Below are 2,149 nucleotides of genomic sequence, written 5' to 3' on the forward strand. Positions count from 1 at the left end.
CCGAGCCGCTTCGCCAGGGCCATGCGCGGCGCCGCCCGAGAAGCGATCAGCGACGCCGAAAGCCGCGGCTGGGAGCCCGGACGGCGCGTCGGCCTGCTGCACGCGACGGTGCTCGGCGACACCGACCTGTGGAACGACTTCTACACGGCCAAGGAATCGGACGCGCGGGTGCGCGACTACCTCGGCCTCATGCCCTCGACCCCGATGTCGACGTTCATGCAGGAGTTCGGCTTCCACGGCCCGGCGATGAACATCTCCGCGATGTGCGCCGCGGGCAACTCAGGCCTGCTGACCGCGAAGGCCTGGCTGGATGCGGGAGTGGTGGACGACGTCGTGTTCATCAACACCGACCTGATGGCCACCCCCGAGCACGTGCTGCACTTCAACCGCCTCGGGGTCGCGATCACCGACGCTGAACCGCTCGACGCCTGCCGGCCCTTCCAGGAAGGCAGCCGGGGATTCGTGATCGGCGAGGCCTCGGTCGGCATGGTGCTGTCGAAGCGCTCACCGCGCCCCTACGCCGACCTGCTCGGTGGCGCGATGTCGCACGACGCCCACCACGTCACCTCCGTCGACCCGGGGCACACCGAGGTGAGCCGCTGCTTCTCCGAGGCGCTGGAGAACTCCGGCGTCCGCGGGGCCGACGTCGCCTACCTCAACGCCCACGGTCCCGGCACCGCGCAGTGCGACCGCGCCGAGGCAGCCGTCTTCGACGAGCTGTTCTCCCCCGAAGCCGGGATCTACTCGGTGAAGCCGCTCGCGGGTCATTGCATGGGCGCTGCCTCCGCGGTCGAGATCAGCGCGACCGCCCTCGGCTACGAGCACGGGCTCATCCCGGCGCCACCTGCGGTCGCGTCCGGCCACCCGCGGCTGCTGGACGGGCCCACACCCGCGGAGCCGGGACTCACCGTCAAGGCGTCGCTGGGCCTGGGCGGGCACAACTCCGCGGTCGTCCTCGCACCACCGGCCTGATCCGGTCAGCGCTCGCGGCCACTTCCGGAACGGCGGAATCCGGCGCGGCTCTTCCCGGTGCGTGCGCGAGATCGACCCACCGGTTCGCTGACGACTCGACGTCGGCGAACCGGGACGCGCGATGCACGACCACGCGGAACGGGACTGACGGCTCCGAGGAGCGCGGGTCGCCGTTGGACATCAGGCGACCCGGCGCCGCGGCTGCCCTGCTCGGCTCGGAACGGCTGCACCGGTTCGGTGAACGCCAGATGTGCCCGGTCTCCGGAAGTCCAGCGCGACGCGGTTCAGCTGCCGGTCGCCGACGCGCTCGCGGACCGCTGGGCGGTCTCGGGCTCGCGGGGCCTGCCGGTGGCCAGGGTCAGCAGCGCGGCCACGATCAGGAACGCCGAACCGAGCAGCGGGAGCGCAGCCTGCCCCAGCAGGTTCAGCCCGGCCGCGCCGAGCACGCCGGACAGCGACACCCCGAGGTAGACGGCCGCCGCGTTGAGCGAGACGACCAACGCGGACGCCTCCGGCCGCAGCGCCACCACCCGGTGCTGCTGAGGACTGAGCACCGACCAGGACAACAGGCCGGAGACCACGATCACCGGGATGGCGGCAGGCAGCGATTCCCGTGCCACGACGGCGATCCCGAACACCACGGCCAGCAGGACCGCGACCGCGACGACGACCCGGCACGGCCCCTGCCGATCGGCGACGTGCCCCGCGGTGAGGTTCCCGACGGTTCCCGCGACGCCGAACACCAGCAGCAGCACGGTCAGCAGGTTCTGCCTGCCTTCGATCACCGGCGCGTACACCACGCTGATGTAGGTGTACGGGATGAAGATGCCGACGAACGCGATCACCGTGATGGCCTGCGCACCGAGCACCCGGCGATCTCCCAGCGGCGCGAACCGCAGCCGCAGGCCCGCCGCGGCGGGCAGCTGCACCGACGGCAGCCGCCACGCGATGAGCGGCGCGCTCAGCACCGCGAGCGCGGTGAGGAACCACATGGTGGCCCGCCACCCCCACAGCGCCCCGATCGCCGTTCCCAGCGGGGCACCGAGCACCAGCGACGACGACAAGCCGACGTTGACGACCGAGAAGGCCTGCCCACGCTTGGCCGCACCGGCCAGCGCCGCAGCGGTAGCCGCGGCGTTCGGGGTGTACATCGCCGCGCCGGCCGCCGCGAGTAACC

2 protein-coding genes are annotated in these 2,149 nt (G+C 72.2%); one reads left to right on the plus strand and one right to left on the minus strand.

Annotated features, from left to right (window positions below; translation table 11 throughout):
- Positions 1–972, plus strand: a 972-nt coding sequence (locus IJH84_RS07820; protein ID WP_295142083.1) for a beta-ketoacyl synthase N-terminal-like domain-containing protein, incomplete at its 5' end; no start/stop codon positions are given.
- A 284-nt stretch (positions 973–1,256) separates the two neighbouring features.
- Here IJH84_RS07820 and IJH84_RS07825 read toward each other — a convergent pair.
- The coding region (locus IJH84_RS07825; RefSeq protein ID WP_295142086.1) for an MFS transporter at positions 1,257–2,149 on the minus strand (893 nt) is incomplete at its 5' end.

The sequence above is a fragment of the Saccharopolyspora sp. genome, from assembly GCF_017434145.1.
Lineage (GTDB): Bacteria > Actinomycetota > Actinomycetes > Mycobacteriales > Pseudonocardiaceae > Saccharopolyspora_C > Saccharopolyspora_C galaxeae.